The organism is Planctomycetia bacterium, assembly GCA_034440135.1.
In the GTDB taxonomy this organism is placed as follows: Bacteria; Planctomycetota; Planctomycetia; order Pirellulales; family JALHLM01; genus JALHLM01.
In genome coordinates, this window is sequence record JAWXBP010000416.1 from 1 (window position 1) to 7,301 (window position 7,301).

General features: G+C 62.0%; 7 protein-coding genes. 1 reads left to right on the forward strand and 6 read right to left on the reverse strand.

Translation table 11 applies throughout. The features are described from left to right. Nucleotides 1-294, forward strand: a 294-nt coding sequence (locus SGJ19_24270; GenBank protein ID MDZ4783375.1) for a hypothetical protein, incomplete at its 5' end; no start/stop codon positions are given. Between the two features lie 64 nt (nucleotides 295-358). Here the strand turns inward: SGJ19_24270 and fliM are convergent. The 6 genes from fliM to SGJ19_24300 form a co-directional block, all read right to left on the reverse strand. After that, complete coding sequence (gene fliM / locus SGJ19_24275) at nucleotides 359-1,402, reverse strand: flagellar motor switch protein FliM (protein ID MDZ4783376.1); 1,044 nt, start codon at nucleotides 1,400-1,402, stop codon at nucleotides 359-361. Nucleotides 1,403-1,509: 107 nt separating this feature from the next. Then, on the reverse strand, nucleotides 1,510-2,784 hold the full coding sequence (locus SGJ19_24280) for a glutamate-5-semialdehyde dehydrogenase (protein ID MDZ4783377.1): 1,275 nt from the start codon (nucleotides 2,782-2,784) through the stop codon (nucleotides 1,510-1,512). Nucleotides 2,785-3,208: 424 nt separating this feature from the next. After that, the gene (bioA, locus tag SGJ19_24285) at nucleotides 3,209-4,537 is read right to left on the reverse strand and encodes an adenosylmethionine--8-amino-7-oxononanoate transaminase (protein MDZ4783378.1); all 1,329 of its coding nucleotides are present in this window, start codon (nucleotides 4,535-4,537) and stop codon (nucleotides 3,209-3,211) included. A 162-nt stretch (nucleotides 4,538-4,699) separates the two neighbouring features. Further along, nucleotides 4,700-6,055: a peptidylprolyl isomerase gene (locus tag SGJ19_24290; GenBank protein ID MDZ4783379.1), complete on the reverse strand. Its 1,356-nt coding sequence runs from the start codon at nucleotides 6,053-6,055 to the stop codon at nucleotides 4,700-4,702. A gap of 57 nt (nucleotides 6,056-6,112) precedes the next feature. Next, the gene (locus SGJ19_24295; GenBank protein MDZ4783380.1) at nucleotides 6,113-6,757 is read right to left on the reverse strand and encodes a VCBS repeat-containing protein; all 645 of its coding nucleotides are present in this window, start codon (nucleotides 6,755-6,757) and stop codon (nucleotides 6,113-6,115) included. Between the two features lie 3 nt (nucleotides 6,758-6,760). Next, nucleotides 6,761-7,301, reverse strand: a 541-nt coding sequence (locus tag SGJ19_24300; GenBank protein MDZ4783381.1) for a VCBS repeat-containing protein, incomplete at its 5' end; no start/stop codon positions are given.

Here is a 7,301-nt window from a genome sequence, read left to right on the forward strand (position 1 = left end):
ATCCGTGGTGACCTGACTACCCAGGAATTTCAGCTTCAACCGGCGGTCGAAACCGACCCGCAAATCGCGCTTTTGGCAGTCACCCATAGGGTTCCCCGGACAGCATGGCATGAATGTGCGATATACCCCTATTGTTCAGGGGTTTGGCGCAAATCGCGTGCCACTACGGGGAAGTCATCTGGGAAATACGGGCTTGAGATGTATCGCCCCGATGGGGCTCAAGGTTTCTATGTTGATACATCGTTCCAGCGGTTCGCACCGCTGGCTATTGTCTGCCACCCCTTTCGGGGTTGAGAATTGTGTGGCCCTCAACCTGTTGCGCGCCCTGCGTCACCTCTCTTTCGCGCCAAGTCTCCCCTTACGACGCCCGCTTCGTGTGCGGATTGCTCGACACGACCGTCTCGATGCGGATCGCCTTCTGGCCTTTCACCTGGCCGACTTTGGCGTGGAATTTTTCCACCCCTTGAATCGACACGTTCAACGGGGCGTGGACGTCCTTCTCAGTCTTGATGACGTCGCCGACGCGCAATCCGATCAGCTCCCGCGTCGTGATCCGCGTTTCCGCGAGGTCGACGACGACCTCCACCTCGGAGCCATGCAGGTTCTGGGTGATCTGGTGGAGCAGCTCGGGATCGACGTCCTTGCGGCCGTAGCTGGTCCAGGTGTTGGCCGAGAGCTTTCCGCCGATGCGTTCGATGGCATTGAACGGAATGCAAAGGTTCACCATCCCGCGGACCTCGCCGAGGGTGACCTCGAAGCTCACGACGACGACCACTTCGTTCGGCGGGACGATCTGCACGAGCTGCGGATTACTTTCGACGCGTAATACTTCGAGATCCAGCGAAACCACGTTTTCCCACGCGGCCTTCATCTGCTGGAGGAAATGCGACGTGATCCGCCCGACCAATCGCAGTTCAATTTCGGTCAGCGGCCGCCGTTGCGACGCCCCGGTCTCACGGCCGCCCCCGAGCAGGCGATCGATGATCGGGAACAAAATCGAAGGGTTGATGTCGAGGATCAGGTTCCCTTCGAGCGGATCGGCCTTCAGCAGGTTGAAGCAGGTCGGGTTTTCCAGGCTGAACAGGAACTCGCTGTACGTCAATTGATCGACGCTGGTGAGCTGCACTTCAACGATCGAGCGAAGCAAGCTCGATAGCGCAGCGCCGAAGTTGCGGCTGAAGCCCTCGTGCAGCGTCTGCAGCGCCCGCATCTGTTCTTTGCCGACGCGCTCGGGGCGTTTGAAGTCGTAGAGGGTGACTTTTTCCCGCGCGCGCCCCGCCCCTCCGCTCATGGCGGCCGCCGCTTTCGCGCCCGCGGACGCGGCCGTCTGGCTCCGCGTACCGCCATCCATGGCGCTGAGTAAGCTTTCGACTTCGGTCTGGCTGAGTACTTCGCCGCTCATGGGTGGGAGTGATGAGTGCGGAGTGATAAGTGATGAGTGACGCATGCCAGGCTCAGGCCCAACTCATCACTCATCACTCATCACTCATCACTTTCACTCGAGTCTCCTTACTCCCGCACTTGTCCGTTTCCGTACACGACATACTTGTAGCTGGTCAGTTCTTTCAGGCCGCAGGGGCCGCGGGCGTGGAACTTGTCGGTGCTGATGCCAATCTCCGCGCCGAGACCGAATTCGCCGCCGTCGTTGAACCGTGTGCTGGCGTTGATCATCACCGCCGAACTGTCGATGCGGCGCGCGAACTCGCGCGCGGCGTCGAGGTCGTTGGTGACGATCGCTTCCGTGTGTTGCGAGCTATAGTGATTGATGTGCCGGATCGCTTCGTCCAGCGAACCGACGACCTTCGTCGAAATTATCGGCGCCAGGTATTCGGTGAAGTAGTCTTCGTCGGTCGCTTCCTTGCTGCCGGGTACCAGCTCGCAGGTGCGGTCGTCGCCGCGAATCTCGACCCCGCGGGCTTGCAGCGCCGCGCCGATCGCCGGCAGATACTCCGCCGCCACGTCGGCATGGATGAGCAACGACTCCGCCGCGTTGCAAACGCCCAAGCGGTGGCACTTGGCGTTGACGGTGATTTCGACGGCACTATCGAGCTTGGCCGAGCGATCGACATACACGTGGCAATTGCCGGCGAAATGCTTGATGACCGGCATCGTCGCCTCGGCGGCGACGCGACGGATCAGCCCTTCGCCGCCGCGCGGAATCGCCAGGTCGATGTATTGATTCAGCTTCAACAGATGCCCCACCGCGGCGCGATCCGAAGTCGCCACCAATTGCACCGCGTCGGCCGGAATGCCATGGCGCGATGCCGTTTCGTGGAGCGTCTCGACGACCGCACGGCTGGAATGCGCCGCCTCTTTGCCGCCACGCAAAATCACCGCGTTGCCGCTCTTCACGCAGAGCGCCGCGGCGTCGGCGGTGACGTTGGGCCGGGATTCGTAGATGAACAGCACGACGCCCAGCGGTACTCGCACTTTCTGGACATCCAGTCCGTTCGGCCGGACGGTCGATTCCATCACCTCGCCGATCGGTTCCGGCAGCGCGGCGATTTCCTCCAAAGCCGTGGCGATCGCGGCGATTCCCTTGGGGGTCAACCGCAGACGGTCGATTTGGGCGTCCGTCAGGCCGAAGCCCGGGGCCGCCTGGAGATCGAGCGCATTGGCGGCGACCAGCCGATCGGTTCGCTCGCGCAGCAGCGCGGCGGAATCCCGCAGCCAGCGGTTTTTCTGCTCGCCGGACAGGCTCACCAACTGCGCAGCGGCCTCCTTCGCCCGGCGGGCCAGGTTCAGGCAGTAAGTATCGAGCTCGGTGGATTCAGCAATCGCCATACGCATGTCAATCTGGGGTAGCTTCCATCCCCCATTATCCGGGAACGGCAAAAATGGGTCAACGCGAGTAAAAGGGGCAAAATGGCTCCGTTTGCCCGCATACCAAACGGAAAAAGGGCTAGGCGGCAATTCGGTGCTCTAAACTGAATCTGGCGCTGGCTGAATGCGTTGCCTTAGCCGGTAACACCCGTACGCGATTCCGCCAGGGATGAATGAAAGTGGCGGGGCCGCGAAAAACGCCAGGACGGTAACTATGGAAAAGGTCGTGAGGGCGGCGAAAACGGCAAGTCTTGCGATAGCTATCGCGATTGGTGCCCGCTTCGGCGTATCCGGCCGCGTCTCGCTAAGCGGCGACCTGTAAGGGTTGTCGTCCATCCCCCAATTCTATCAGCGGCGATGATGACAGTGTTGCGCGACTGTGGCCTCAGATCTCAATCGCGTCGACAATCCGGTCAATCTCGTCAAGGCTAATCGCCAACGGCGGCATCACCACCAGGACGTCGCCGAGAGGGCGCAGCAGGACGCCGCGTTCCCGGGCCCGTTGGCAGATTCGCCAGCCGCGGCGTTCCGCGGACGGGAAAGGCGTCTTCGACTTCCGGTCGGCAACCAGTTCGATGCCGGCGATCAGGCCGCGTTGCCGCACATCGCCGACATTTTCATGTTCGCCGAGCGGGCGGAGTCGGGCCGCCAGGTGGGTGATTTTTTCTTGAAGCCTGGCGAGCGTTTTCTCGTCCTCGAAGATATCGAGCGACGCCAGCGCCGCGGCGCAGGCAAGCGGATTGCCGCCGTAGGTATGGCCGTGGAAGAATGTTCGGCCCGAGGCGTGGTCCCCAAGGAAGGCGTTCCAAACACGGTCGGTGGTCAGTGTGGCCGCGGCGGGCAGATAACCGGCGGTGAGTCCTTTGGCGAGGCAAAGGAAATCCGGCGACACTTGCTCATGCTCGCAGGCGAACATCTTGCCTGTGCGCCCGAAGCCGACGGCCACTTCGTCGGCGATCAGTAAGACGTCATACTTCGCCGTCAGTTCGCGCACGCCGCGCAGGTAACCCGGCGGATGCATGACCATGCCCGCCGCGCACTGCACGAGCGGTTCGATCACGAACGCCGCGATGCGCTCGTGCTCTCGCTCCAGCAATTGCTCCAACTCCGCCAGCGCATGTGCACAAAGCGATTCCGGCGCCACGCCAGCCGGCGGGCGATACGGATTCGGCGCTGCGACGCGCCGCACATCGAACAGCAGCGGCGCGAACATCTGGTGAAACCGCGCGACGCCGCCGACGCTCACGCTGCCCAGCGTGTCGCCGTGATAGGCGTCGCCGAGCGCCACGTACAGATTCCTTTCCGGCTGCGGCTCGGGGCATTGCCGCCAATACTGAAACGCCATCTTGAGCCCGACTTCGACCGCCGTGGCGCCGTTGTCGGAGAAAAAGACATGTTCTAGCCCGGCGGGCGCTAGTTTCGTTAGCCTTCGGGCAAGCTCGATCGTCGTCGAGTTCGAAGTGCCGAGCGACGTCGTATGGGCGATCTTGCCGAGTTGCTCGGTGATCGCCGCATCGAGCTTCGGATGGCGATGCCCATGCAGATTGCACCACAGACTGCTAACGCCGTCGAGATACGCGCGGCCGTCGATATCGAACAGCGTGCAGCCTTCGCCGCGCTCGATCAGCAGCGGCTCGTATTCGGCCATCTGGGTAAAGGCGTGCCAGACGTGGCGGCGATCCCAGGCTTCAAGTTCGCCGCGGTCAGGACTCATGGCGGCGAGGACTTTATCAATTCAAGTGCGAAATAACTCGGCCTGCGAGGTTGCCAATTCTCCCATTAGACACGGCGGAAACCGCCTTTCCAAGGGAACGCGCTACGGATTCCGACGCCGCAGGCGCGACGATTGCCACCCCACGCACGGCCGTCGAATGGACTACTTACGCCGTCGGGATTGGCGACGCTCAGGACCGAAATCTGGCTCGTCGAACACTCTGTCGACAAAGTGAAGGACGTCCTGTGGCGCGCTGATCGCGATGCTTTTTCGCCGCATGCCGTAGCGTGGTGGCGAGTTCAGCGCGGCCTGCGGTAGAACTGTACGAACAACCGCGAACGAAGCTGCCTCGGGCGAAGTCACTGTGCTAGTAACTCCTGGACTTGCCGCCACCGGCGGCGTTGCCGTCGCCCCAAAGTAGTTTCGCACGGCGTTCAAATCATCGATTCCGACTAGCTGGTCGTCGGTGACGTCGCCCAGGAATTCCGAGCCAGCGTAGCCAAAGTGGTTGCGGACATTATTCAAGTCGACAATATCGACCACGTTGTCGAGATTCGTATCGCCTGGCACGCCGCGGTCGTCGTTGAGAATGGTCAGGAGCGCTTCATCGTCGACTAGCGTGGCGCCGGAGGCATTGAAAATGCGGATACGGATGGTCTCGTGGGACTTAAAGTCCCCGTCACTATGAATCGGCACGCGAATGGTCTTTCCCGTCTCGCCGGCGTTGAGCATCACGACGCCGGTCGACTCCTGATAATCCTCCCCCTTGCGGGCGCTGCCGTCGTAAGTCGCGAAGTTGATCTGCACCATGGAGTCCGACGGAATCGACAGCCAGGCGAAGACAAAACCGTAAGTCAGGCCAGCATCCTCTTCGACGACCTGGTCGTCGAAGAGAGAAATGTTAACCGGCGTGCGGCGCGCATCGTGGACGACGACGAAATGCTCGGGGCCCGGCAGTTGGGGCGGGTCTTGCAGTTCAAAGTCGCGGAGCGGCACGCTTTCATGGCCGCGGATGTCGAAAGTAGGCAGCGATGCAATCGCGTCGACGATGTGCATGTCGTCCGAATCGACGTAGCCAATGACCATGTATCCGGCGGCGTCCAGGTGTGGGTTGTCCGCTAGATTGATGAACCAACTCCCGCTGAACTTGTTCGTTCCTTCGACGGGAATTGCGGCGATGGCGCCGCGCGTGTTCGCCGCGGAAAAGCTGGTCGTCGCGTTCCCGCCCTCCGTCACAGGACTTCCATCGACGTAGTGCCGCCCGGCGGAAAGCGTCGCTTCGGGGACGAGACGATGAAAGATTGTCCCGTCATAGTCCCCGCGATCGATCTGCCGCACGAAATCTTGCGCCACCCGTGAGTCAATCGTTCGCGCGTGAAGCAGGCCGAAGGTCGTATCGAACTCGATGTAGGTGAGCATTTCGCGGCGCTCCAGCGATTCCAGGCGGAGCTTCCGTCCCCGCGCATCCCGACGCTCGCCGCTCAACGACCGGCGTTTTCCCAGACCAAAACTTGCCATCCTGTTCGCTCCCAAAGTGCATTGCGAATGTTGACCCACGACCGTTCGGTTGGCTGCTCACGCCCACCGCACGCCACGGGCCCGCTTGGCTCCGGGAATGGAGCCGCCTTCCCGGGCGATCATTTCGAACACCGCGTCGAACGCGCTCGCGGGAGAGTGCGCGTGAACTGCCACGGCCAAGCGTGCCGTGACCTCGACCGGTTTGTCCAGCAGCGTCGCCCCGCTGCTATGCCGTGACGGAACGGGAGACGGCAATGGCGTCGCACCGCCGAAATAGTTGCGGACCGCGTTCAGGTCCTCGATGCTGACCTCGCCGTCAAACGGGTACGTATCCCCGGGGAGCGTACCATCAGCCGGACCGCTTGCTCCGAAGTGATTGCGCACCCGATTCAGGTCCTCCACGCGCACGAGGCCGTCGAACGGGTAGGTGTCGCCGCTGGCGGGATGATTCAGCCACAGCGCGTCCGAACCGACTTGCGCGACGTACGTATCGAGATCGCCGTCGCCGTCGAAGTCCGCCAGCGCGACATCGACGCCATCTCCGCCGCCAAGGGCCTGTTGTGCCCGAATCAGAAATCCGAAACCGTCGTTGTACCAAAGCTGATCCGACGAATTGCCGGATGTGGCCACGAACGCATCGAGATCTCCGTCCGCGTCGAAATCGCCCAGCGTAACCGCCTTGCCGCCGCCGGCGTGAGACAAAGTTTACAGGCGCGTGAAAACGCCGTGACCGTTGTTCACCCAGACCGATTGGCTGTTCGCGGCCCCCGCGAACACGGCGTCGAGATCGCCGTCCCGGTCGAGATCGCCAAGCGCCACGGCCGCCACGTTCGTCAACTGCGGGGAACTAGAGTATTGGAATCGGCCGGAGCCATCGTTCATCGCAATGTGAAACCGCTGGTCGGTGACCAGCAATGCGTCCAACGAACCGTCGCCGTTGAGATCACCGAGTGCGAGGTCGCCGTCAGCGTCGATGTCACCCAGCGTCACTTCACCGGTGTATTTCGCGTCCTCGAGCGCGGAGCCTGGCTCAAAAACGGCCGACGTAGACTCCGTAAACACTTGGACGGAGTTAAAGTCCGTGTCTCCGTTGTTGGCGGGAGCATAGTCGATCGCACTTATTGCCGGCTGCGCTGTCAATGAACCTTTGAGCACTACCCTTCGTAGCAGGGGTGATGAGACCCCAAGGCACTGCGGCGTCGCTGGAAGCGCGTCGCCGGCTGGCTGTGGATCTCCTCCAGAGAGG

What these genes read in the sequence shown, in the direction of transcription:
- fliM (MDZ4783376.1), bottom strand. Translation starts at nt 1,402, where the DNA reads ATGAGCGGCGAAGTACTCAGCCAGACCGAAGTCGAAAGCTTACTCAGC.
- SGJ19_24280 (MDZ4783377.1), bottom strand. Translation starts at nt 2,784, where the DNA reads ATGGCGATTGCTGAATCCACCGAGCTCGATACTTACTGCCTGAACCTG.
- bioA (MDZ4783378.1), bottom strand. Translation starts at nt 4,537, where the DNA reads ATGAGTCCTGACCGCGGCGAACTTGAAGCCTGGGATCGCCGCCACGTC.
- SGJ19_24290 (MDZ4783379.1), bottom strand. Translation starts at nt 6,055, where the DNA reads ATGGCAAGTTTTGGTCTGGGAAAACGCCGGTCGTTGAGCGGCGAGCGT.